23 protein-coding genes are annotated in these 22166 nt (G+C 70.6%); 13 read left to right on the plus strand and 10 right to left on the minus strand.

Annotated elements, in window-relative coordinates:
• Nucleotides 1-216 (plus strand): transposase (locus ACGFMK_RS44905; RefSeq protein WP_392776786.1); only part of this gene is annotated, 216 nt, incomplete at its 5' end.
• Between the two features lie 53 nt (nucleotides 217-269).
• Here ACGFMK_RS44905 and ACGFMK_RS44910 read toward each other — a convergent pair.
• Entirely contained in the window at nucleotides 270-1370 is a 1101-nt protein-coding gene (locus ACGFMK_RS44910; protein ID WP_392776789.1) for an NAD(P)H-dependent flavin oxidoreductase, read from the minus strand.
• Between the two features lie 13 nt (nucleotides 1371-1383).
• On the minus strand, nucleotides 1384-3000 hold the full coding sequence (locus tag ACGFMK_RS44915) for an acyl-CoA synthetase (RefSeq protein WP_392776792.1): 1617 nt from the start codon (nucleotides 2998-3000) through the stop codon (nucleotides 1384-1386).
• Nucleotides 3001-3063: 63 nt separating this feature from the next.
• Between ACGFMK_RS44915 and ACGFMK_RS44920 the strand changes: the two genes are divergently transcribed.
• A complete protein-coding gene (locus ACGFMK_RS44920) occupies nucleotides 3064-3852 on the plus strand; it encodes a crotonase/enoyl-CoA hydratase family protein (RefSeq protein ID WP_392776851.1) in 789 nt (262 codons plus the stop codon).
• A 320-nt stretch (nucleotides 3853-4172) separates the two neighbouring features.
• Here the strand turns inward: ACGFMK_RS44920 and ACGFMK_RS44925 are convergent, their stop codons facing one another.
• A complete protein-coding gene (locus ACGFMK_RS44925; protein ID WP_392776795.1) occupies nucleotides 4173-5720 on the minus strand; it encodes an acyl-CoA synthetase in 1548 nt (515 codons plus the stop codon).
• An 87-nt stretch (nucleotides 5721-5807) separates the two neighbouring features.
• On the opposite strand from ACGFMK_RS44925, the gene ACGFMK_RS44930 reads away from it, so the two are divergent.
• From ACGFMK_RS44930 to ACGFMK_RS44945, 4 genes are read left to right on the plus strand one after another with little or no spacing between them, the layout of a single operon-like run.
• On the plus strand, nucleotides 5808-6785 hold the full coding sequence (locus ACGFMK_RS44930) for a Zn-ribbon domain-containing OB-fold protein (RefSeq protein WP_392776797.1): 978 nt from the start codon (nucleotides 5808-5810) through the stop codon (nucleotides 6783-6785).
• A gap of 7 nt (nucleotides 6786-6792) precedes the next feature.
• Complete coding sequence (locus ACGFMK_RS44935; protein WP_392776800.1) at nucleotides 6793-7806, plus strand: thiolase domain-containing protein; 1014 nt, start codon at nucleotides 6793-6795, stop codon at nucleotides 7804-7806.
• On the plus strand, nucleotides 7803-8966 hold the full coding sequence (locus ACGFMK_RS44940) for a thiolase domain-containing protein (protein ID WP_392776803.1): 1164 nt from the start codon (nucleotides 7803-7805) through the stop codon (nucleotides 8964-8966). Before ACGFMK_RS44935 ends, ACGFMK_RS44940 begins: the two co-directional genes overlap by 4 nt.
• Nucleotides 8967-8981: 15 nt before the next feature.
• Complete coding sequence (locus tag ACGFMK_RS44945) at nucleotides 8982-9593, plus strand: TetR/AcrR family transcriptional regulator (protein WP_392776806.1); 612 nt, start codon at nucleotides 8982-8984, stop codon at nucleotides 9591-9593.
• Here the strand turns inward: ACGFMK_RS44945 and ACGFMK_RS44950 are convergent.
• Complete coding sequence (locus tag ACGFMK_RS44950; RefSeq protein WP_392776809.1) at nucleotides 9568-10587, minus strand: YhjD/YihY/BrkB family envelope integrity protein; 1020 nt, start codon at nucleotides 10585-10587, stop codon at nucleotides 9568-9570. The genes ACGFMK_RS44945 and ACGFMK_RS44950 overlap by 26 nt on opposite strands.
• Nucleotides 10588-10728: 141 nt before the next feature.
• On the opposite strand from ACGFMK_RS44950, the gene ACGFMK_RS44955 reads away from it, so the two are divergent.
• Nucleotides 10729-12954 carry a GH92 family glycosyl hydrolase gene (locus ACGFMK_RS44955; RefSeq protein ID WP_392776812.1) on the plus strand — a complete coding sequence of 742 codons (2226 nt, stop codon included), beginning with the start codon at nucleotides 10729-10731 and terminating at the stop codon, nucleotides 12952-12954.
• Here ACGFMK_RS44955 and ACGFMK_RS44960 read toward each other — a convergent pair.
• Entirely contained in the window at nucleotides 12947-13738 is a 792-nt protein-coding gene (locus ACGFMK_RS44960; protein ID WP_392776815.1) for a transglutaminase family protein, read from the minus strand. The two genes, ACGFMK_RS44955 and ACGFMK_RS44960, sit on opposite strands and share 8 nt — an antisense overlap.
• Nucleotides 13739-13779: 41 nt before the next feature.
• Here ACGFMK_RS44960 and ACGFMK_RS44965 point away from each other — a divergent pair, with 41 nt between their 5' ends.
• Nucleotides 13780-14343, plus strand: coding sequence for a dienelactone hydrolase family protein (locus ACGFMK_RS44965; protein WP_392776818.1), 564 nt, complete (start codon nucleotides 13780-13782; stop codon nucleotides 14341-14343).
• Between the two features lie 12 nt (nucleotides 14344-14355).
• A complete protein-coding gene (locus ACGFMK_RS44970; RefSeq protein ID WP_392776821.1) occupies nucleotides 14356-14511 on the plus strand; it encodes a hypothetical protein in 156 nt (51 codons plus the stop codon).
• Between the two features lie 17 nt (nucleotides 14512-14528).
• Here ACGFMK_RS44970 and ACGFMK_RS44975 read toward each other — a convergent pair whose 3' ends face one another.
• A complete protein-coding gene (locus tag ACGFMK_RS44975; protein ID WP_392776824.1) occupies nucleotides 14529-15755 on the minus strand; it encodes a cytochrome P450 in 1227 nt (408 codons plus the stop codon).
• A gap of 230 nt (nucleotides 15756-15985) precedes the next feature.
• On the opposite strand from ACGFMK_RS44975, the gene ACGFMK_RS44980 reads away from it, so the two are divergent.
• Nucleotides 15986-17143 (plus strand): steroid 3-ketoacyl-CoA thiolase, encoded by a 1158-nt coding sequence (locus ACGFMK_RS44980; RefSeq protein WP_392776827.1) that lies wholly within the window; start codon nucleotides 15986-15988, stop codon nucleotides 17141-17143.
• Nucleotides 17144-17177: 34 nt separating this feature from the next.
• On the opposite strand, the gene ACGFMK_RS44985 is transcribed toward ACGFMK_RS44980, so the two are convergent.
• From ACGFMK_RS44985 to ACGFMK_RS45000, 4 genes are all read right to left on the minus strand, one after another.
• Nucleotides 17178-17654 carry a pyridoxamine 5'-phosphate oxidase family protein gene (locus tag ACGFMK_RS44985; RefSeq protein ID WP_392776830.1) on the minus strand — a complete coding sequence of 159 codons (477 nt, stop codon included), beginning with the start codon at nucleotides 17652-17654 and terminating at the stop codon, nucleotides 17178-17180.
• A 144-nt stretch (nucleotides 17655-17798) separates the two neighbouring features.
• Nucleotides 17799-18182 carry a RidA family protein gene (locus ACGFMK_RS44990; RefSeq protein ID WP_392776833.1) on the minus strand — a complete coding sequence of 128 codons (384 nt, stop codon included), beginning with the start codon at nucleotides 18180-18182 and terminating at the stop codon, nucleotides 17799-17801.
• 31 nt (nucleotides 18183-18213) lie between these two features.
• Entirely contained in the window at nucleotides 18214-19116 is a 903-nt protein-coding gene (locus ACGFMK_RS44995; RefSeq protein ID WP_392776836.1) for an SDR family oxidoreductase, read from the minus strand.
• A complete protein-coding gene (locus tag ACGFMK_RS45000; protein ID WP_392776839.1) occupies nucleotides 19113-19856 on the minus strand; it encodes an SDR family oxidoreductase in 744 nt (247 codons plus the stop codon). Before ACGFMK_RS45000 ends, ACGFMK_RS44995 begins: the two co-directional genes overlap by 4 nt.
• A gap of 77 nt (nucleotides 19857-19933) precedes the next feature.
• Between ACGFMK_RS45000 and ACGFMK_RS45005 the strand changes: the two genes are divergently transcribed.
• From ACGFMK_RS45005 to ACGFMK_RS45015, 3 genes are all read left to right on the plus strand, one after another.
• Nucleotides 19934-20683, plus strand: coding sequence for an enoyl-CoA hydratase family protein (locus tag ACGFMK_RS45005; RefSeq protein WP_392776842.1), 750 nt, complete (start codon nucleotides 19934-19936; stop codon nucleotides 20681-20683).
• Complete coding sequence (locus ACGFMK_RS45010; protein ID WP_392776845.1) at nucleotides 20680-21543, plus strand: CoA transferase subunit A; 864 nt, start codon at nucleotides 20680-20682, stop codon at nucleotides 21541-21543. Before ACGFMK_RS45005 ends, ACGFMK_RS45010 begins: the two co-directional genes overlap by 4 nt.
• Nucleotides 21540-22166, plus strand: a 627-nt coding sequence (locus ACGFMK_RS45015; RefSeq protein ID WP_392776848.1) for a CoA-transferase subunit beta, incomplete at its 3' end; no start/stop codon positions are given. The genes ACGFMK_RS45010 and ACGFMK_RS45015, both read left to right, overlap by 4 nt.

Consider the following 22166-nt stretch of genomic DNA (forward strand, 5'->3'; position numbering starts at 1 on the left):
TGGCAGCGGGGCAGCAACGAGAACACCAACGGGCTGCTCCGGCAGTATTTCCCGAAAGGCACCGACCTGTCCCAGCACGACGCGGCGGAGTTGGTACGGGTGGCGGCGGAGCTGAACGGACGGCCTCGGGAGACCCTCGACTGGCGAACACCAACCGAGGCCCTCACGAAGCTACTGTCAGATCAGCAGACACCAGGTGTTGCAACCACCGCATGAATCCGCCTCGCATTGAGGGACTTGGAGTCCCTCAATGCGACATTCACGGCTTTTCAGCGGGTCTTGTCCAAGCGGGACAACGCCTCTTCGTAGCCGGAGACCAGGTCCGCGACGACGTCGGCGACCGGGCGGACGCCGTTCATCCGGCCGACGATCTGGCCGACCGGCATCGAGACCACGCTCGGGTCGTTCGCCGCGTGGATCCGGTTGTGCGCGTGGGAAACCAGCAGGTTCTGCAACGGCATCGGCAACGGCTCGGGCGCGTCCGCCGCGGCCCACGCCTCGGTCCACCGCGTTTTCAGCAGCCGCGCGGGCTTCCCGGTGTAGATCCGCGTGCGCACCGTGTCGGACGACGACGCCGCGACGAGCGCCTGCTGCATCGCCGCCGACTCGCCCATCGTCTGCAGGTACTCCTCGGTGGCGAGCCAGTACGAGCCCATCCACACGCCGGACGCGCCGAGCGCGAGCGCCGCGGCGACCTGGCGCCCGGACCCGATCCCGCCGGCGGCGAGCACCGGCACGTCGACGGCGTCGACGATCTCCGGCACCAGCACCATCGACGCGATCTCGCCGGTGTGGCCGCCGGCCTCGTACCCCTGCGCGACCACGAAGTCGACGCCGTTCTCGACGTGCCGGACCGCGTGCACGGCCTTCCCGGCGAGCGCGGCGACCGGGATCCCGCGGTCGTGGCACTGGCCGATGACGTCCACCGGCGGCGAGCCGAGCGCGTTGGCGATCAGCTTGATCGGGTGGTTGAGCGCGACCTCGACGTGCGACCGGGCGACCGAGTGCAGCCAGCCGAGAACGCCGGCGCGCTCGTCGGTGTCGTCCGGCAGCGGCGGCACCGCGAGGTCACGCAGCACGCGATCGACGAATACCCGGTGTCCCTCCGGGATCATCTTCGCGAGGTCGACCTGCGTGCCCTCGGCGGGGATCTTCGCCGGCATGACGATGTCGACCCCGTAGGGCTTGCCGCCGGTGTTCTCGTCCATCCAGGTCAGCACCCGGTCGAGCTCGGCCGCGTCGTTGAACCGGACGCAGCCGAGCACCCCGAGCCCGCCGGCGCGGCTCAGCGCCGCGGCGACGTGCTCCGACGGTGTGAACCCGACGATCGGCAGGTCGATGCCGAGCCGGTCGCACAGCGATGTCCGCACTCGTGTTCCTTCCTCAGACGGGCTGGGCCGCGGCCGGGTCGTGCTCGGCGGCGTAGCGCTGGGCCCACGGGTAGTCCGGCTTGCCGCTCGGCGAGCGGCCGATCTCCTCGGCCAGCCACACGGTGCGCGGCACCTTGTACCCCGCGACCTCGTGGCGGACGTGCTGCTCGATCCCGGCGAGGTCCGCCTCGGCGCCCTCGCGCAGCTGGACGACGGCGGCGACGCGCTGGCCGGTCCGCTCGTCCGGGATGCCGATGACGAGCGCGTCGAAGACGTCGGGGTGCGACTTCAGCGCGCCTTCGACCTCCTCGGGGTAGACCTTCTCGCCGCCGGTGTTGACGCACTGCGAGCCGCGGCCGAGCAGCGTGACCGTGCCGTCCTCTTCGTAGCGGGCGTAGTCGCCGGGGACGACGTACCGGACACCGTCGATGTCGACGAAGATCGTCTTGCTCTTCTCGGGATCGCCGTAGTAGCCGAGCGGGACGTGCCCGCGGCGGCCGATCAGCCCGATCGCGCCGGCCTTCGGCTCGACGAGGTGACCGTCGTCGTCCAGCAGGATCGCGTCCTTGCCGAAGCTGACGCGCGGGCCCGCGCTGTGGTCGGAGTCCTTGCCCACCATGCCGATCCCGGTGAAACCGCTTTCGGACGAGCCGATCGCGTCGGTGATCACGGCGTTCGGCACGAGCGCGACGAACTCCTGCTTGACCGACTGGGAGAACAGCGCGGCGTGGCTCGACACGGCGACGAGCGACGACGCGTCGTAGTCACCCTCGCGGAAGGCCTCGATGAGCGGGCGCGCCATGGCGTCACCGACGATGGTGAGCACCTGGACCTTGTGCTCCTGCACGGCTTTCCACACCTCGTGCGCGTCGAAGCGCGGCACGAACACCACCGGGCTGCCGGTGAACAGCGCGCCGAACGCGGCCCACTGCGCGGCGCCGTGGATCAGCGGCGCGGCGGGCAGGCGCGTCAGGCTGCCGGCCTTGCCCTGCTCGGCGAGCGTCCACTCGTCGGGGACGTACTCGCCGGTGACGAAGTTGATGCCGCCGCCGAGCGCGCGCCAGATGTCCTCGTGGCGCCAGAGCACGCCCTTCGGGTAGCCGGTGGTGCCGCCCGTGTAGAGGATGTAGAGGTCGTCGTTGCTGCGCTCGTCGAAGTCGCGCTCGGGCGACTGCGCTTCCAGCGCGGCCTCGTACTCGACGCCGCCGTAGCTCCCGAAGTCGCCGTCGCTGCCGTCTTCGACGACGACAACGTGTTTCAGTTTCGGCGCCTCGGGCAGCACGGCCCGCACCTTGTCGGCGTAGCTTCTCTCGTGCACGAGCGCGACGAGATCGGCGTCCGTGAAGAGGTACGCGAGTTCGCCGTGCACGTAGCGGTAGTTGACGTTGACGGCGATCGCGCGCAGCTTGTACGCCGCGATCATCGCCTCCAGGGCCTCGATCGAGTTGCGGGAGTAGACCCCGATGTGGGATCCGCGTCCCACGCCGTGCGCGGCGAGGTGGTGGGCGAGCCGGTTGGCCCGCGCCTCCAGTTCGGCGAAGGTGACTCGCCGGTCGCCGCACACGACCGCGACGCGCTCCGGCACGGCGTCGACGGCGTGCTCCAGAAGATCCGCGATGTTGAGTGCCACGCCCTCAAAGTAGAACATGTTATCGTTCCGGGCAATGGCACTGCTGCTCTTCTGGAGGATTCGGTGGGTGAACCGCACGCGCTGGTTGCGCAAGAGGGCCAGACGCTGATCGTCACGATGAACCGCCCGGAGGCGCGCAACGCGATCACCGGCGAGATGATGTCGATCATGGTCGAGGCCTGGGACCGGGTGGATTCGGACGACGGGATCCGCAGCTGCATCTTGACCGGCGCCGGCGGCGCGTTCTGCGCCGGAGCCGACCTGAAGTCGATGTCGCGGAACTCGCCTTCCGAGTCTTTCTCGTCGGGTCGCTTTGATCCTTCCCGCATCCCAGGCCTGCTGAAAGGCCGCCGCCTGACCAAGCCGCTGATCGCGGCGGTCGAGGGCCCGGCCATCGCGGGCGGCACGGAGATCCTGCAGGGCACGGACATCCGGGTGGCGGGCGAGTCGGCCCGTTTCGGGGTGTCGGAGGCGCGCTGGGGCCTGTTCCCGATGGGCGGCTCGGCGGTGCGCCTGCCGCGCCAGATCCCGTACACGGTGGCGGCGGACATCCTGCTGACCGGGCGTCACCTTTCCGCCGCGGAAGCGTTGGCGATCGGCTTGATCGGTCACGTGGTGCCGGACGGTACGGCGTTGTCCCGCGCTCTCGAGCTGGCGGCCCTGGTGAACGCGAACGGCCCGGTCGCGGTCCGGGCGATCCTCCGGACGATCCGCGACACCGAAGGACTCCACGAGGAGGAGGCCTTCAAGCTGGATTCGCAGTACGGGATCGAGGTTTTCGCTTCGGAAGACGCGAAGGAAGGGCCGCGGGCGTTCTCGGAGAAGCGCAAGCCGGACTTCCACAACCGCTGACGCCGTGATCCCGGAGTCGACACGCGTGATTGCCGGGACGACACGCGTGATCAGAGGGTCGACACGGCATCGCTGGGCCGTGTCGACCCTTCAATCACGCGAGTTGGCGTTCCGATCACGCGTGCCGACCGTTCAATCACAGGCGATTGCCCTGGTCCGCTTCCCTGGGGGACCAGCTGTCCACAGCGCCGCCGTGATGTGGACAACCCGGCCGCCCGGAAGCCTTCCGGGCGGTTTTGTCCGTGGGCGCCGATAGACTGGACCAGGGCACGCCCCCCAGTGGAGAGGCGGGGGCGCGCACCCTGGCTCCGAGGCCCGGCCTACGACACGTACTTGGCGCGCAGGTGGCGCTTGTACAGCTTTCCGTTCGGGTCCCGCGGCAGCTCTTCGAGGTAGTCGATCGACTTCGGCAGCTTGAACTTCGCCAGCCGGGTCGCCGCGTAGGCCAGGAGTTCCGAGGTCAACTCGGGAGAGGGCGAAACCCCAGCCACGGGCTGGACCACCGCCTTGATCTCCTCGCCCCAGTCCTCGTGGGGGATGCCGAACACCGCCACGTCCGCGACCGACGGGTGCATCACCAGCTCGCCCTCGATCTCCGCCGGGTAGATGTTGACCCCGCCCGAGATGATCAGGTCCGCCTTGCGGTCGTGCAGGAACAGGTACCCGTCGGAGTCCAGGTGGCCCATGTCGCCCAGGGTGAACAGTTTGCCCACGCGGGCGGCGGCCGTTTTCTCCGGGTCGTTGTGGTAGGAGAACTCCGACGAGCCCATCTGCATGTACACCGTGCCGGTCTCGCCGGCGGGCAGTTCCAAGCCGGCGTCGTCCAGGACCTTGATCGTCGAGCCCGGCCACGGGAGGCCGACCGAACCCGGCTTGCGCAGCCAGTCCTCGCCGTTGATCACCGTGCCGCCGCCCTCGGTCGCCGCGTAGTACTCCGTGACCACCGGGCCCCACCACGCCAGCATCTGGCGTTTGACCTCCAGCGGGCACGGGGCCGCGCCGTGGATCATCACCCGCAGCGACGACAGGTCGTACTGGGAGCGCACCGCGTCGGGCAAGCCCAGCAGACGGCGGAACTGGGTGGGGACCATGTGGCTGTGCGTGACCCGGTGCCGCTCGATCAGGCGCAGCATGTCCTCGGCGTCCCAGCGGTCCATCAGCACCGCCGAATGCCCCAGCTGCAGCGAAATCGCCACGAAGTTCAGCACCGCCGTGTGGTACAGCGGCGACCCGCACAGGTGGACGTGGCCGTCGTGCGGGCCGAGGCCGAACACGCCGAAGAACCACGTCGACGCCGCCGGCACCTCGTCCGGGTCGGTGCCCGTCAGCGGCCGCCGGACGCCCTTGGGCCGGCCGGTCGTGCCGGACGTGTACAGCATCGGCGAGCCCGCGGTACGCCGCGAGGGGCGTCCGTCGCCCTCCCCCGCGCCCAGCTCTTCGATCCGGTGGAACCCCGGGACGTCGCCGACCGCGAAGCGCGCCGAAGCGGGCAACCCGGCTTCGTCGGCCGCGGCGATGGCGACGTCGGCGAATCGCTCGTGCGCGAGGAACGCCTTCGCGCCGCTGTCGCCGATGATGTACGCGACCTCCGGGCCGATCAGGTGCCAGTTGACCACCACGACGTACAGGCCGGCCTGGATCGCGGCGAAGTAGGCCGCCACCAGCTCGTCGCCGTTGGGCTGGAGCAGCACCACGACGTCGCCGACGTCGAGGCCCAGCTCCTGCAGGCCCCGGGCGTACCGGTTGGCCTTCGCGGCCAGCTCGCCGTAGGACACGGACCGGCCGTCCGGGTCGACCAGAGCCGTCTTCTCGGGCTCTTCCGCGGCGATGTTCCACAGGCCCAGCGTCTTCGCGGCAGTCGTCGTCATACCGCAAATCTAGAACGCGTTCCACCTACAGGCAACCGTCCGGCAGTGAATCTTGCCGACGAATCGAGAACGTGTTTCACTCAAGCCGTGACCGAGACACCGCTGGCGGCACCCCTCAACATCGGCTTCGACTACACGCGCTCGACCGGGCCGGTGGTCGGGCGGTTCGTGAACGCCCTGCGTGAGCGCCGCATCGAAGGCATCCGCGGCAGCGACGGCCGGGTGCACGTCCCGCCGGTCGAGTACGACCCGGTGACGGCCGACCCGCTCAGCGAGTTCGTCCCGGTCGCCGAAGAGGGCACCGTCGTCTCCTGGTCGTGGTGCCCGCACCCGCTCGACGGCCAGCCGCTGAGCCGCCCGTTCGCCTGGGCGCTGGTCAAGCTCGACGGCGCCGACACCGCGATGCTGCACGCCGTGGACGCCGGCTCGCCCGAGAACATCCACAGTGGACAGCGCGTCCGCGTGCGCTGGGCCGACGAGGTCGTCGGGCACATCCGCGACATCGCCTACTTCCTGCCCGCGGACGCCGAGGACACGACGCCGACCGAGCCCGCTCCCCCGGTCGCCGAGCGCGACGAGGGCGCTCCGGTCAGCGTCGTCATCACGCCGGTGCACCTGCGCTACCAGCACTCCGCCTCCCCCGAGGAGAGCCGCTACCTGCGCGGCCTGGCCGAAGGCAAGCTGATCGGGCAGCGCTGCCCCGCCTGCCAGAAGGTCTACATCCCGCCGCGCGGCTCCTGCCCGACCGACGGCGTGCCGACCACCGACGAGGTCGAGCTCCCGGACACAGGCATCGTGACGACGTTCTGCATCGTCAACGTCCCGTTCCTGGGCCAGCGGATCAAGCCGCCGTACGTCGCCGCGTACATCCTGCTCGACGGCGCCGACATCGCGTTCCTCCACCTCGTGCTCGGCTGCGACGCGAAGGACGTCCGGATGGGCCTGCGCGTGCGCGCCGCCTGGAAACCGCGTGACGAGTGGTGGACGTCGCTGGAGAACATCGACCACTTCGAGCCGACCGGCGAGCCGGACGCGGCTTACGAAACCTTCGCCCACCACCTGTGAGGTCCTGATGCCTGACGTCGCGATCGCGGGCTTCGCGCACGCCCCGAACGTCCGGGAGACCCCGGGCACCACCAACGGCGTGGAGATGCTCGTCCCGATCTTCGCCGAGGTCTTCGCGCAGACCGGACTGTCCAAACAGGACATCGGGTTCTGGTGCTCCGGTTCCTCGGACTACCTGGCCGGGCGCGCGTTCTCGTTCATCGCCGCGGTGGACGCGATCGGCGCGTTCCCGCCGATCCACGAGTCGCACGTCGAGATGGACGCCGCCTGGGCGCTCTACGAAGCCTGGCTCAAGATCCGGATGGGCGAGGTCGAGACGGCGCTCGTCTACGGCTTCGGCAAGTCCAGCGCCGGGCAGCTGCGCCGGGTGCTCGCGCTGCAGCTCGACCCGTACGTCGTCACGCCGCTGTGGCCGGACTCGATCTCGATCGCCGGGATCCAGGCGCGGATGGGGCTCGACGCCGGGCTGTGGTCCGAAAAGGACCTCGCCGAGGTCGCCGCGCGCAACCGTGACCTCGACGCCGCCGAGCTGCTGGACACGCCGTACGTCGCGGACCCGTTGCGCGCGCACGACATCGCGCCGATCACCGACGGGGCCGCCGTGGTCATCCTGTCCACGGTGGAACGGGCGAAGGACATCGTCGAGCACCCCGCGGTGGTCGCCGGGATCGAGCACCGCGTCGACTCCCCCGTGCTCGGCGCCCGCGACCTGACCCGGAGCCCGTCCACCGAGATCGCGGCGAAGGCCCTCGACCTCGACGGTGTCGACCTCGCCGAGCTGCACGCGCCGTTCACGCACCAGGAGATCATCCTGCGCACCGCCCTCGGGCTCAAGGACGGCGTGACCATCAACCCCTCGGGCGGCGCGCTCGCCGCGAACCCGATGTTCTCCGCCGGGCTCGCCCGCATCGGTGAGGCGGCGCGGCGGATCCACAGTGGAGAGTCCCGCAAGGCGGTGGCGCACGCGACGAGCGGGCCCGCCCTGCAGCAGAACCTCCTGGCCGTGCTGGAGGCACGATGACCAAGCAGCTCACGGCCGTGCTCGGCACCGGCCAGACGCACCACCGCGCCAAGCGCACCGACGTCTCGATGCCGGGCCTGCTGCGCGAGGCGATCGACCGCGCGATGGCCGACGCCCAGGTCGAATGGGCCGACATCGACGCCGTCGTGCTCGGCAAGGCACCGGACCTGTTCGAGGGCGTCATGATGCCCGAACTGTTCCTCGCCGACGCGCTGGGCGCGAACGGGAAACCGTTGCTGCGCGTGCACACCGCCGGTTCGGTCGGCGGCTCGACGGCGCTGGTCGCGGCGTCGCTCGTGCAGTCCGGCGTGCACCGCCGGGTGCTCACGGTGGCGTTCGAGAAGCAGTCCGAGTCGAACGCGATGTGGGGCCTGTCGATCCTGCCGCCGTTCCAGATGCCGGTCGGCGCCGGCGCGGGCGGCTACTTCGCGCCGCACGTCCGGTCCTACATCCGCCGCTCCGGCGCGCCCGAGCACATCGGCGCGATCGTCGCGGCGAAGGACCGCCGCAACGGTTCGCTCAACCCGTACGCGCACCTGCGCCAGGCCGACATCACCGTCGAGTCGGTGCAGGCGTCACAGATGCTGTGGGACCCGATCCGCTACGACGAGACGTGCCCGTCGTCCGACGGCGCGTGCGCGATGGTGCTCGGCGACGAAGCCGCCGGGGACGCCGTCGAGGGCGGCGCGGCGTGGATCCACGCGACGGCGATGCGCACCGAGCCGACCACGTTCGCCGGCCGTGACCAGGTCAACCCGCAGGCCGGGCGCGACGCCGCGGCCGCGCTGTGGGCCGAAGCCGGGATCAAGGACCCGATGTCCGAAGTGGACGTCGCCGAGATCTACGTGCCGTTCTCGTGGTTCGAGCCGATGTGGCTGGAGAACCTCGGGTTCGCCGCCGAGGGCGAAGGCTGGAAGGTCACCGAAGCCGGCGAGACGGCGATCGGCGGGCGGCTGCCGTGCAACCCCTCCGGCGGGGTGCTCTCGTCCAACCCGATCGGCGCGTCCGGCATGCTTCGCTTCTCCGAAGCCGCCAAGCAGGTCATGGGCCGGGCCGGGGACTACCAGGTCGAAGGCGCGCGCGTCGCGCTCGGGCACGCCTACGGCGGTGGGTCGCAGTACTTCTCGATGTGGGTGGTCGGCGCCGGCAAGCCGCGTTGATACGCTCGACCCACCATGCCGAGACTCGCCGACCACGAGCAACGCCGCCGCCAGATCGCCGAGGCCGTCTGGCGGATCGCCAGCGCGCGCGGGCTGGAGGACGTGTCCCTGCGCAAGGTCGCGGCCGAGGCCGGTGTCTCGCTGCGGCTGGTCCAGTACTACTTCGGCACGCGCAACGACCTGCTGCTGGGCGCCCTCGAGATCCTCAACAAGGTCGCGGGGGAACGCACCCGCGCCGAGGTCGGGCCGGAGGCGGACGCGACGCCGCGCCAGGTCCTGCGCACGATGCTGGTCGGGATGCTCCCGCTGGACGACGAGCGCCGCACCCGCTACCTCGTGCACCTGGCGTACTTCGTCCGGTCGCTGACCGATCCCGATCTCGCGGCCGCGTTCAGCGCCGCGCCGCCGGAGCTGGAACGGCTGACCGCGGATCTGCTGGCCTGGGGGCAGGAACGCGGCGAGGTGGCCCCGGACCTCGACCTGCTGCCGGAGGCCGAGCTGCTCCTTTCGAGCGTCGACGGCCTGCAGACCAGCCTCATCCTGGGCCAGCGCACCCCCGAGGCCGTGCTCGCGCTGATCGATCACCAGCTCGGGCGGCTCTTCAGCCTCGCGAACGTCGCCACCTGAGCGCCAGCAGCGTGCCGAGCACCCCGGTCACGACGCCGATCGTGGCCGGCACCGCGACCGGCGGGTCCACCACGATCACCGGCTTCAGCTCCACGGGTGCCGGCGGCTGGACCGGCCTCGGTGGCGCGTCCGAACCGGTGGCCGTCCACGCCGTGACGTAGACGAGCATCCGGGCGACCAGCGAGATGAAGAAGATCAGGCCGATCACCGAGCCGAACGCGATGCCGGTCAAGGAGTTGCCGATCAGCCGGAGGTAGACGCCACCGGCCAGCTTGAGCGCCTCGAACCCGATGGCCAGGGCGACGGCACCGCGCACCGCGCTGCGCACGCCGACCGGCTGGCGCGGCAGGCGGGTCAGCACCCAGAGGAACACCAGCCAGTCCGCCGCCAGCGACAGCGGCACCGAGGACGCGGAGACGAGCTGGTGCCCCCAGCTCGTGTCGTCGAGCCCGACCAGGCGCAGCAGGTAACTGCCGAGCGCGGTGCCGGAGATGGTGAGCGTGAAGGACACCAGCAGCGCCGCCGTCAGGCCGAGCAGCGCGAGCAGGTCGACGGCGATCAGCCGCAGCAGCGGCTGGTCCGAGCGGTTCTGGCCCCAGAGCGCGGTCAGCGAGTCCCGCAGCGCGTTCATCCAGTTCCAGCCCGAGTAGAGGCCGATCGCCAGGCCGAAGACGCCGACGCTGGTCCGCTGGTCGACGAAGCCGGTGAGCAGGTCGGTGGCCTTGTCCCCCAGCCCGCCGGGCAGCGTGCTGACGACGGCGTGGACCATCGTGTCACGCAGGCCCGGCTGGCTGGCCAGCACGAAGCCGGCCGCCGACGACGCCACCATCAGCAGCGGCACCAGCGACAGCAGGCTGAAGTAGGTGATCGACGCGACGTAGTGGTAGCCGCCGCGGTCGATGTAGCGGTTGGTGGCGCGGGCGATGTGGTCCAGCCACCGGTACCGGGCACGGGCCCGCGCCCAGGGGCTCGGGGCCTTGGGGGAACTCTTCACGGACACTGTCTACCCAGCCGGGGGCCTCCTCGCGCACGCAACACGCACTCTTGACACCCCGTCACCCGCTCGCTAGATGTGAGTTACTTCCCCACTGACTTCCCGGGGACCTGACAACGATGTCACCTGGAGGACAGCTCCATGCGCGTTCGCCTGCTCCTGGCCCCGGTCCTGGCCCTGTCCCTGGTGTCCGCCCCGGTCGCCGCCGCCCACCCGCACCGGTCGAACGTCGACCTGGTCAACCCGCTCATCGGCACCACCGGCACCGATCCGAGCGAGTACGGCGGGATGATCCCGAGCACCGCGCCGCCGTTCGCGATGACCCGCTGGTCGCCGCAGACGCGCGTCAACTACGTCAGCCGGCTGCCCTACCACCACGACGACCCCGCGATCACCGGCTTCATCGGCACGCACCAGCCGGCGATCTGGATGGGCGACTACGGCTACGTCTCCGGCATGCCGGGCGTCGGCGACGTCCAGGTCGGGCGCTCGATGCCGTTCACCCACGCCGACGAGCACGCGTCGCCGTCGCGGTACTCGGTGAAGATGGCCACCGGGGTCGGCGCCGAGCTGACCGGGACGTCGCGGGTCGGCGTCATGCGGTTCACCTTCCCGGCGGACGCGTCGCCGAACTTCGTGCTGACCGCGACGCGGGCCGGGATCACCGGCGAGGTGCACGTCGACCCGGCGCGGCGCGAGATCACCGGGTACAACCCGGACCGCCAGGACTCGAAGCTCGGGCCGTTCCAGGCACCGCACTTCAAGGGCTACTTCGTCGCCGGCTTCGACACGCCGGTGGCCGGCTTCGGGACGTCCACCGGGACCACGCTGCACGACGGCGAACGCGACCGCACCGACGCCGCGCTCGGGGCCTACGTGCGGTTCCCCTCTTCGGCCCGCACGGTCCAGGTGCGAATCGCCACGTCCTTCATCTCGGTCGACCAGGCGCGCGAGAACCTGCGGCGCGAGGTTCCCTCGGGGACGAGCTTCGAGCGCGTCGCCGCGCAGACGAAGGCGGCGTGGAGCGACAAGCTGGACCGCGTCGACATCGAGGGCGCGACACCGGACCAGCTCGCGACGTTCTACACCAGCATGTTCCACGCGCTGCAGTACCCGTCGGAGATGACCGAATATTCTGCCGCCTCCGCGGGAGGAAGTACGTCGGCGGGGCACGGCCGCTATTACAGCGCCTACGACGATCGCGTCCACCACGGAACGAGCTACACGAGCTACTCCCTGTGGGACACGTTCCGCGCCGAAAACGCGTTCCTGACGCTGTTCGCGCCCGAGCGGATCGACGACATGGTGACGTCGATGCTGCAGGACTACCGCGAAGGCGGCCGGCTGCCGATGTGGAAGAACCCGGCGGAGACCAACATCATGGTCGGCACCAACGCCGACTCGATCATCGCCGAGGACATCGCGAAGGGCTTCACCGGGTTCGACCGCGACCTGGCCTACAAGGCCGTGTACAAGGACGCGATGACCCCGCCGGACCGTGACACCGAGCTGCGGTTCGCCGACCGCGAGGAGGGGACACCGGTCGAAGCGCGGGCCGGGCTGACCACGTACAAGCAGCACGGCTGGGTCGCCGCCGACCGGACCGCCGAAGCCGCGTCGCGGACCCTCGATTACGCGTACGAAGACTGGGCCGTGGCGCAGGTGGCTTCGGCGGTGGGCAAGCCTTCGGACGCCGCGTTCTTCTTGAACCGCAGCAAGAACTACCGCACCCTGTACAACCCGGCGACCGGGTTCATGCAGGCGCGGAACTTCGACGGCGCCTGGACGTCCGGCGGCTGGACCGAGGGCAACGAGTGGGTCTACACGTTCGACGTCATGCACGACGTGCCCGGGCTCGTCTCCCTGATGGGGCGCGACCGGTTCACCGCCCTGCTGGACCGGCACTTCGGCGAGGGCCACAACAACCACACGAACGAACCGAGTCACCACATCGGTTACCTCTACGACTACGCCGGGCAGCCGTGGAAAACCCAGGCGCAGGTGCGCTCGATCGCCGCGGCCAACTACGCGAACAAGCCGGACGGGCTGACCGGCAACGACGACTGCGGCCAGATGTCGTCGTGGTACCTGCTGTCGTCGATCGGGATCTACCCGGTGAACCCGGCGTCCGACTCCTACGCCGTCGGCAGCCCGTTCTTCTCGAAGGTGACCCTGCGGCTGCCCGGCGCGCGCCGGCCGCTCGTCGTGTCGTCGCCGGGGAACTCGTCCGTTACGCCGTACGTGTCTTCCTTGTCGCTCAACGGAAAGCCGGTCACGACGCCGACGCTGACCCAGCGTGACCTGACCGGCGGCGGGGTGCTGCGGTTCGGGATGAGCGCGACGCCGGCGACGTGGGGCGTCAGCTGAGGACGACCAGCTCGGACCAGTCGTCCTGGGGCAGCTCGGTGTCCGTCGTCGCGAACACCGAGCTGCCCAGGAAGTCCAGCTTGCAGCCGAGGGTGGCCAGGAACGACGTGTCCGCGGCGTCGCGGCCGGTGGAGATCCGGAGCATGCTCTGGCGTGGCGCGAGGTGCGTGGCGTCGAAGACGTACCAGTGGCCGTCGATGGCGGCCTCGAACACGGCGTGGAAGTCCATCGGCGACAGCCCGGGCGCGTAGACGCCGACGTACCGGGCCGGGATGTCGAAGAACCGACAGAACGTGATGCATACGTGCGCGAAGTCGCGGCAGACGCCTTCGCCGGCCAGGAGGGTGTCGATCGCGTCGTCGGTCGGCCGGGTGGCGCCGACGGTGTAGAGGAGCCGGTCGTTGACGTTCCGGACGATCGCGTCCACAGTGGACCGTGCGTCCGGGTGGCCGTACATCTCCGGCGGCGCCAGGCCGCCGATCCGGTCGGACGGGCAGTAGCGGCTCGGCCGGGTGAACACCGCGACGTCGGAGAGGGTGACCGGCTCGGGTTCGGCCTCGCTCAGGTCGCGCTCGGCGTGGTAGGTGACGCGGTGCTCCCCTTCGGGCAGGTCGAAGACGTCGGCGCGGGTGCCGTGCTCGAACAGGACGGCCTCGCTGCCGCCGTCCCAGGAGACGTTCAGGTCTTCGGTGTCGGCGTTGGCCGCGGCGACCGAGATCGCCGCCCGGCCGGGTTCGGTGACGCGGACGGTGAACTCGACGTCGACGGTCGCTCGCTGGGCCATCGCGTCATGATGACAGCCGGGCCGCGTGCGACCATCACCCCGTGGTGAACATCGTGGTCTTTCATTCGGTGCTGGGGCTCCGGCCGGTCGAGCTCGGCGCGGCCGAACGGCTGCGCGCGGCCGGGCACGAGGTCGTCACGCCGGATCTCTACGCCGGCTTGACCGCGTCCACCCTCGAGGAGGGCTTCGCGCTGATGGACCACGTCGGCTGGACGGCCATCAGCGCTCGTGCGTCCGAAGCGGTGCGCGACCTGCCGCCTTCCTCGGTGCTGCTGGGGGTGTCGATGGGGTGCGGCGTGGTCCAGGGCGTCCTCCCGGACCGCCCGGCCGCGGCGGGTGTCCTGCTGCTGCACGCGCTGGGGGCCATTCCGGCGTCGGCGCGCGGGGATCTGCCGGTGCAGGTCCACGTCGCCGACCCGGACCCGATCGCGCCACCGGCCGAGGTCGCCGCCTGGCAAGCGGTCAACCCCGCGGCCGAGGTGTTCACCTACCCCGGCGCCGGGCACTTCTACACCGACGCCGAGGGGCCCGAGTACGACGAAGACGCGTCCACCCTCACCTGGCGGCGCGTCCTCGAGTTCCTCCGGACGCTGCCCCGGGCGTAACAAGGTTCCGCGGTGGCGATCTACTTCCTGCTCGACGTCGACTTCGGGGCCAACCTGGCCGATGCCTCCCCGGGCTGGTGGTGTCGGACGCTGCCCGCGGCGACGGGTTTCGAGCCGTTCGAGCCCGGCTACCAGTGGATGCCCCACCGCGGCGAAACCTCCACGTAGCAGCCGGGTTCTCCCGCTCAGGCGTAGCGGACGGGGTAGTGCTTGATGCCGTTGAGCCAGCTGGAGCGCAGGCGCACCGGCGGTTCCGCTTCGGTGATGTTCGGCATCACGTCGGCGATCGCGTTGAAGATCAGGTCGATCTCCAGCCGGGCGAGGTTGGCGCCGATGCAGTAGTGCGAACCGGTGCCGCCGAACCCGACGTGCGGGTTGTCCTCGCGCAGGATGTCGAACTTCTCCGCGTCGTCGAACACCTCGGGGTCGAAGTTCGCGGAGCTGTAGAACATCCCGACGCGGTCGCCCCGCTTGATGTGCGCGCCGCCCAGCTCGGTGTCGCGGGTGGCGGTGCGCTGGAAGGCGACCACCGGGGTGGCCCAGCGGACGATCTCGTCGGGCGCGGTCTTCGGGCGCTGCTCCTTGAACAGTTCCCACTGGGCCGGGTGGTCCAGGAACGCCTTCATGCCGTGGGTGATCGCGTTGCGCGTGGTCTCGTTGCCGGCCACCGCGAGCAGGATGACGAAGAAGCCGAACTCGTCGGAGCCCAGCGCCTCGCCGTCGACGTCGGCCTGGATCAGCTTCGTGACGATGTCGTCCATCGGGCACTTGCGGCGGTCCTCGGCCATGTTCCAGGCGTAGCCGATGAGCTGGGCCGACGCCTCGAGGGGCTCGACCTGGTACTCGGGGTCGTCGTAGGCGACCATCTGGTTGGACCAGTCGAAGATCTTGAGCCGGTCCTCCTGCGGGACGCCGATCAGCTCGGCGATCGCCTGCAGCGGCAGTTCGCACGCGACGTCGGTGACGAAGTCGCCCGTGCCCTTCTTCCTGGCCTCGAAGACGATCTTCTCGGCGCGGTCCCGCAGCGTGTCCTCGAGCTTGGCGATCGAGCGCGGGGTGAAGCCCTTCGACACGATGCGCCGCAGCTTGGTGTGCTGCGGGGCGTCCATGTTGAGCAGGACCAGGCGGTTCGCGTTGAGGCGATCCTCGGTCATGCTCTCGTCGAAGCGGATGATCGCGGTCTTCTCGCTCGACGAGTAGAGCGTGCTGTCGCGGGAGACTTCCTTGACGTCGGCGTGCCGCGAGACGACCCAATAGCCGTCGTCGCCGAAGCCGGCGGTGTTGGTCTTCTGGGGGTTCCACCACACGGGAGCGGTCCGCCGGAGCTCGGCGAACTCGGCCAAGGGCAGCCGATGGGCATAGAGGTCCGGGTCCGTGAAGTCGAAACCTGCTGGGATGAGCGGAGCGGCCACGTTGCCTCCCACGGTTCGGCTTGAAACACGTTCTAACCGGATTGAAGCATACGGTGTTAACTAACGGAAGGGCGTTCAGTGAAACCTGTTAACTTGACCGATGAGGCCAGGTGAACGAGCGCTCACTCGGTCAAGATCGAGATCACGCCAGGGCTGCGCCGCCTTGCGTCGAACGATAACTTGTTCTAGTTTTTGAATTACTGAACAGTCTTCCCGACGAAGGGGACGAGATGGGCGTGCCGGTGGTCGTCGAAGCCGTGCGGACCCCGATCGGCAAGCGGGGCGGGCTGCTGGCCGGCCTGCACGCGGCCGAGCTGCTGGGGGCCGCGCAGCTGGCCCTGCTCGACCGGGCCGGGATCGACCCGGCGCTGGTCGAGCAGCTGATCGGCGGCTGCGTCACGCAGGCCGGCGAGCAGTCGAACAACGTCACGCGCACCGCGTGGCTGCACGCGGGCCTGCCGGAGACGGCGGGCGCGACCACGATCGACGCCCAGTGCGGCTCGGCGCAGCAGGCCACGCACCTGATCGCCGGCCTGATCGCGGCGGACGCCATCGACGTCGGCGTCGCCTGCGGGGTCGAGGCGATGAGCCGCGTCCCGCTGGGGACGAACCGGGCGGACGGCTCACCGCGGCCGGCGTCGTGGTCGATCGACCTCCCGAACCAGTACGGCGCGGCCGAGCGCATCGCCGTGCGCCGCGGCTTGACGCGCCTCGACGTCGACACTTTCGGCGCCGCGTCCCAGCACAAGGCGGCCGCCGCGTGGGAGGCCGGGCGCTTCGACCGCGAGGTGGCGCCGGTGAAGGCCCCGGTCCTCGACGCGTCGGGTGCGCCGACCGGCGAAACCCGGCTGGTCTCCCGAGACCAAGGCCTGCGCGAGACGACGGTCGAAGGCCTGGCCCGCCTCAAGCCGGTGGTCGAGGACGGCATCCACACGGCAGGAACGTCTTCCCAGATCTCCGACGGCGCGGCCGCCCTGCTGCTGATGGACTCCGCACGCGCGTCCGCCCTGGGACTGCGTCCCCGGGCGCGGATCATCGCGCAGGCCCTGGTCGGCGCGGAGCCGTACTACCACCTGGACGGCCCGATCCGCGCGACCGAGCGAGTGCTGTCACGAACGGGCATGACGATCGCCGACCCGGACCTGTTCGAGGTCAACGAAGCGTTCGCCTCGGTGGCCCTGTCCTGGCAACGGGTGATGGAGCCGGACGAGTCCCGGGTCAACGTCAACGGCGGCGCGATCGCCCTCGGCCACCCGGTGGGCAGCACGGGAGCCCGCCTGTTGACGACGGCGTTGCACGAGCTTGAGCGCCGGGACGCGTCGACGGCGTTGGTGACGATGTGCGCCGGCGGGGCTCTGTCCACCGCGACGATCATCGAACGCCTCTGACGCGCCGGTCCGGCCGGTTCGGCGGGCCACGTCGCTACTCCACCACGACCGCGGGACCGTTGCCCGGCCTCGCGAACTTCACCGTCCCCCTCCCCTCCTTCCAGCTCTCCACGAAGAGAGTGTCATCCGCCACCCAGGTCAGCACGACCTCCCTGAGGTCGAGCCGGAACAGGTGGCACGGTTCGTCGTTTCCTTGCAGCGCCGCGATTTCCGCCGTGTCCGTCAGCTCCGCCACGACGCCCGCCAGCTTCGCGTCGCCGCCCTCTTCGATGCCCGGGTACGCGTGGATCGCGAACCGGTTGTCGCGCCGCAGATCCCGGGCCTTCAGCGCGTCGAGCATCGACCCGATGTAGGCCTCCGCGCCGTGGAAGTCCACCTCGGACCCACTCACCCGCGGCGAACCGTCGCGCCGCAGGGTCGCCAGCACGTGCGACTTCTCCGCCGTGAACCGCGCGTGCACGCGCGCCGCCAGTGAAGGAGACTGCGCCGAGAACTCCTGCCAACTCGTCATGCCGCGAGCATCCCACCCACCACCGACAGTTTTCGGCGGGCAGGGTCGAGAGGTCCACCTCGCCGTCGTACCCGGGTGGACCGAGACCGCGCCGTAGGCCAGGTCAGCGTACGACTGTGCTGGGCGTCGACATGCGCGGGAAGGTCAGCCGGGCAGGTGCGCGTCCACCTCGATCTCGATCTTCATCCGTGGGTCGGCCAGGCCGCACTCCAGCATCGTCGCGGCCGGGCGGATGTCGGCGAAGGCCTTGCGCAGCACCGGCCAGCACGGCTCGAAGTCCGCCCGTGACGGCAGCAGGTACCGGACCCGGACGACGTCGGCGAGGGTGCAGCCCGCCTCGGCCAGCGCCGCCTCGATGTTGCGGAGGCACTGGGCCGCCTGCTCGACGACGTCGTCGGAGATCGTCATGGTCGAGTAGTCGAAGCCGGTGGTGCCGGAGACATACACGCGCCCGCCGTCGACCACCGCGCGGGCGTAGCCGATCTGCTCCTCGAAGGTGGAGCCGCTGAGAATGGTTCGTCGCGCCATACCCGCACGCTAGCGGCCCGCGGCAACCGGATCATCCGGCACCGTAGACCGGCTCCGGGTCTGTCGCCTCCGCCAGCAGTTCCGCCACCACCGGACCCAGTTCCGCCGGTGCCCAGCGCGCCCCCTTGTCGCGTTGGGGGCCGTGGCGCCAGCCGTCGGCCAGGCCCACCCGGCCGCCGTCCACCTCGAAGACGCGGCCCGTCACTCCCGAAGACTCCTCGCTGCCCAGCCAGACCACCAGCGGGGACACGTTCTCCGGGGCCATCGCGTCGAAGCCGTCGGCCGGGGCGGTCATGTCGAACGTCTTCTCCGTCATCCGGGTGCGCGCGGCCGGGGCGATCGCGTTGACCGTGACGCCGTAGCGGCCGAACTCCGCGGCCGCGACCGCGGTCAGGCCGAGGATGCCCGCCTTCGCCGCCGAGTAGTTGCCCTGGCCGACGCTGCCCAGCAGGCCCGCGCCGGAGCTCGTGTTGATCACCCGCGCGGTCCGTGTACGGCCGGCCTTCGCCTCGCCGCGCCAGTACGCCGCCGCGTGCCGCAGGGGTGCGAAATGGCCTTTCAGGTGCACGCGCACGACGGCGTCCCACTCGTCCTCGGCCAGGTTGACCAGCATCCGGTCGCGCAGGAAGCCCGCGTTGTTCACCAGGACGTCCAGGCCGCCGAAAGTCTCCACAGCGGCCGAAACCAGCGAGGCCGCGCCGTCCCAGGACGCGACGTCGTCGGTGTTCGCCACCGCTTCCCCGCCGGCCGCGAGGATCTCGTCGACGACGTCCTGCGCCGGGCCCGACTCGCCGCCGCGGCCGTCCAGCGCCGCGCCGAGGTCGTTGACGACCACCCGCGCGCCCTCGGCGGCGAACGCCAGCGCGTGCGCCCGGCCGATCCCGCGCCCGGCGCCGGTGACGACCACGACGCGTCCTTCGACCAGCCCGTTCATTCCTTCTCCTCCATCGCGTCGAGAAACGCCGGACGCTCGCCGCCGCCGTGCACCACCAGCCGCGCGCCGCTGACGTAGGACGCCAGCGGGGAGGCCAGGAACACCGCGCACGCGCCGACTTCCGCCGGTTCGGCGAGCCGGCCGAGCGGTACGGTCGCGCCGAGCGCCGCGGGGTCGCCGTACCCGTTGTCCGTGCGCACCATGCCGACGTCGAGCGCGTTGACCCGCACCTTCGGCGCCCATTCCACGGCGAGCGTGCCGGTCAGGTTGTCGAGCCCCGCCTTCGCCGCGCCGTAGGACGCGGTCCCCGGCGACGGCCGCAGCGCGCTCACGCTGCTGATGTTGACGATCGCGCCGCCGCGCTCCTGGCCCTGCATGACGGCGTTCGCGGCGCGCGCGACGATCAGCGGCGCCAGGAGGTTCAGCCCGACGACCTTCTCGTGGAAGCGCGGCGACGACGCCGACGTGTCCGCGAAGGGCGCGCCGCCCGCGTTGTTCACCACAACGTCCAGCCGTCCGAAACGGGACGAAATCGCCTCGACCAGCGCGTCGACGGCGTCCGGATCCCGGACGTCACAAGGGAAGAACGCCTCCCCCGGTGACGAGTCCGGAGTGCGCCGAGCGCAGGTCACGACCCGCGCGCCCGCCGCCTCGAACGCCTGCGAGATCCCCAGACCCACGCCGCGGACGCCACCGGTCACCAGGACGACCGCGCCGTCCAGGCCGAGTTCGAGTGTCACCGGCGACCTCCCGCTTTTGTCGTCCCGATGCTAACGTACCAAGCAAGTGCTAGGTTGTTAACCGCGAGAGGGTGCCGATGACGGTTTCGACGCACACCCCGGAGCCCGGGATCGCCGTGGTCACCGTGGCCGCTCCCCCGGTGAACGCGCTGACCGTGCAGGGCTGGTTCGACCTCGCCGAGGCGATCGGGAAGGCGGGCCGCGACCCGGCCGTGCACGTGGTCGTGCTGCGCGCGGAAGGCCGCGGGTTCAACGCGGGCGTCGACATCAAGGAGATCCAGCGCGACCCGGGGTACGACGCGCTGATCGGCGCGAACGAGGGCTGCGCGGCGGCGTTCTCGGCGGTGTACGACTGCCTCGTGCCGGTGATCGCGGCGGTGCAGGGCTTCTGCCTCGGCGGCGGTGTCGGGCTGGTCGGCAACGCGGACATCGTTGTGGCCAGCGAAGACGCGGAGTTCGGACTGCCCGAAGTGGACCGTGGCGCGCTCGGCGCGGCGACGCACCTGGCGCGGCTCGTGCCGCAGCACCTGATGCGCGCCCTGTACTACACGGCGTCGAAGATCAGCGCGCAGCAGCTGCACCACCACGGTTCGGTGTACGCGGTCGTGCCGCGCGAAGAACTCGACGAAACCGCGCTCGACGTCGCCCGGCAGATCGCCGCGAAGGACACGCGGGTGATCCGCGCGGCCAAGCAGGCCATCAACGGCATCGACGTCCAGCCCGTGCACCGCAGCTACCGGTTCGAGCAGGGGTTCACGTTCCAGCTCAACCTCGCCGGCGTGTCGGACGGGGCTCGGCAGGAATTCCTCGAGAAGGGAAAGCCTTGAGCGACAAGCGGATGAGCGTCGACGACGTCGTCGGCGAACTGCGCGACGGCATGACGCTCGGCATCGGCGGCTGGGGTTCGCGGCGCAAGCCGATGGCGCTGGTCCGGGCCATCCTGCGGTCGCCGCTGAAGGACCTCACGGTCGTCTCCTACGGCGGCCCGGACGTCGGGCTCCTGGCTTCGGCGGGCAAGATCCGGCGGCTGGTCTTCGGGTTCGTGACGCTCGATTCGGTGCCGTTCGACCCGTGGTTCAACCGGGTCCGCGAAGCCGGGTCGATCGAGGTCACCGAGTACGACGAGGGCATCCTCGGCACCGGGCTTTCCGCGGCGGCGCAACGGCTTCCGTTCCTGCCGACGCGCGCGGGCCTCGGCTCCGACGTCATGACGTTCTCGCCGTCGCTGAAGACCGTCCGCTCCCCCTACGAGGACGGCGAGGAGCTGCTCGCCGTGCCCGCGCTGCGCCTCGACGCGGCCCTCGTGCACCTCAACCGCGCGGACGCCCGCGGCAACGCGCAGTACCTCGGCCCGGACCCGTACTTCGACGAGCTGTTCGCGCTCGCCGCCGACAAGTGTTACGTGTCAACGGAAAAGGTCGTGCCCACCGACGAGCTGACGGCGACCGCGCCGGTGCAGAGCCTGCTGCTGAACCGCGCGAGCGTCCACGGCGTCGTCGAAACCCCGCGCGGCGCGCACTTCACGTCCGCCGCACCGGATTACGGGCGGGACGAACGGTTCCAGCGGCACTACGCCGCGGCGGCGAAGGATTCGGACGCGTGGCCGGCGTTCGCGGACCGGTTCCTGTCCGGGGACGAAACGGACTACCAGCGGGCCGTCACGCGGTTCGCGGAGGAGGCGGCATGACGCGCGCGGACGTCGCGGTCGTCGCGTGCGCGGAGCTGTTCCGCGGCGACGGCGAGATCCTGATCAGCCCGATGGGGTACGTCCCGGCGCTCGGCGCGCGGCTCGCGCGGCTGACGTTCGAGCCGGACCTGCTGCTGTCGGACGGCGAGGCGTACCTGCTCGAAAGCCCCGTCGGCAAGCCGGTGATCGAGGGCTGGCAGCCGTTCCGGAAGGTCCTGGACACCGTGGTGCCGCACGGGAAGCGGCACGTCGTGATGGGCGCCAACCAGGTCGACCGGCACGGCAACCAGAACATCTCCGCCATCGGCGACCACGAAAAGCCGAAGAAGCAGCTGCTCGGCGTGCGCGGCGGGCCGGGCAACACGGCCAACCACCGCACCAGCTACTGGGTGCCGCGGCACAGCACCCGGGTGTTCGTCGACCACGTCGACGTCGTGTCCGGCGTCGGCTACCCGCGGGCCCGCGAGGCGGGGCTGCGTTACCACGACGTCCACCGCGTGGTCACCAACCTCGGCGTGCTCGACTTCGGCGGGCCGGACCACGCCGCACGGCTGGTGTCGACGCACCCCGGTGTCACGGTCGGGGAGGTCGTCGCGGCGACCGGGTTCCCGCTGGTCCCCGAC

The organism is Amycolatopsis sp. NPDC049252 (assembly GCF_043197175.1).
In the GTDB taxonomy this organism is placed as follows: Bacteria; Actinomycetota; Actinomycetes; order Mycobacteriales; family Pseudonocardiaceae; genus Amycolatopsis.

Coding starts and splice junctions, on each gene's coding strand:
- ACGFMK_RS44925 (WP_392776795.1), bottom strand. CDS start 5,720: ATGACGACGACTGCCGCGAAGACGCTGGGCCTGTGGAACATCGCCGCG.
- ACGFMK_RS44935 (WP_392776800.1), top strand. CDS start 6,793: ATGCCTGACGTCGCGATCGCGGGCTTCGCGCACGCCCCGAACGTCCGG.
- ACGFMK_RS44940 (WP_392776803.1), top strand. CDS start 7,803: ATGACCAAGCAGCTCACGGCCGTGCTCGGCACCGGCCAGACGCACCAC.
- ACGFMK_RS44945 (WP_392776806.1), top strand. CDS start 8,982: ATGCCGAGACTCGCCGACCACGAGCAACGCCGCCGCCAGATCGCCGAG.
- ACGFMK_RS44955 (WP_392776812.1), top strand. CDS start 10,729: ATGCGCGTTCGCCTGCTCCTGGCCCCGGTCCTGGCCCTGTCCCTGGTG.
- ACGFMK_RS44960 (WP_392776815.1), bottom strand. CDS start 13,738: ATGGCCCAGCGAGCGACCGTCGACGTCGAGTTCACCGTCCGCGTCACC.
- ACGFMK_RS44980 (WP_392776827.1), top strand. CDS start 15,986: ATGGGCGTGCCGGTGGTCGTCGAAGCCGTGCGGACCCCGATCGGCAAG.
- ACGFMK_RS44985 (WP_392776830.1), bottom strand. CDS start 17,654: ATGACGAGTTGGCAGGAGTTCTCGGCGCAGTCTCCTTCACTGGCGGCG.
- ACGFMK_RS44990 (WP_392776833.1), bottom strand. CDS start 18,182: ATGGCGCGACGAACCATTCTCAGCGGCTCCACCTTCGAGGAGCAGATC.
- ACGFMK_RS44995 (WP_392776836.1), bottom strand. CDS start 19,116: ATGAACGGGCTGGTCGAAGGACGCGTCGTGGTCGTCACCGGCGCCGGG.
- ACGFMK_RS45005 (WP_392776842.1), top strand. CDS start 19,934: ATGACGGTTTCGACGCACACCCCGGAGCCCGGGATCGCCGTGGTCACC.